The 507-nt window shown below is 31.0% G+C and carries 1 protein-coding gene; it reads right to left on the reverse strand.

Annotated elements, in window-relative coordinates; genetic code table 11:
* On the reverse strand, window positions 1-507 hold a 507-nt coding region (locus OM075_RS25545; protein WP_301193383.1), incomplete at both ends, for an IS982 family transposase.

A 507-nucleotide genomic window follows, 5' to 3' on the forward strand; every position in this document is an offset into this window, starting at 1 on the left:
TCCATCGACAAAAAGTACTTCAGTGAGTTTTTGGGAAATATATCCTTTGTCTGCATAAAGTTTGCCTTTTATTTTCTCAATAAAATTTTGGTTTTTAAGAGGTTCTCTATCATCTGTATTCCCTGGAGTAATAATAAAGTTTAAGATTTCGCCCTTTTCATTGATAATAAAATGAAGTTTAAATCCAAAGAAGTATCCCATAGTTGATTTACCTCGTTGAGCTAAACCATCAAAAACCTTATGTCTAGGTATACGCTTATTCTTACATACACGAATAGGTGTAGAATCCACATAAGAGATTCCTGTACAACTGCCCAAACAACATGTTTTTAGAAATAGAGTCATTGGGAGAGCTGTTTTTTGCATCAATTCAACAAATCTATTGTATGAAACAGTTTGCGGAAATTCTTTGTTAAGATGCTCTTTTACATAGTATAAGTAAAAATGTTTGAGATTTTTGAAAGCGCCAAAATGAAATAATATCATTATTGTAATCACTTCACTATT

The organism is Plebeiibacterium sediminum (assembly GCF_026013605.1).
Lineage (GTDB): Bacteria > Bacteroidota > Bacteroidia > Bacteroidales > Marinilabiliaceae > Saccharicrinis > Saccharicrinis sediminus.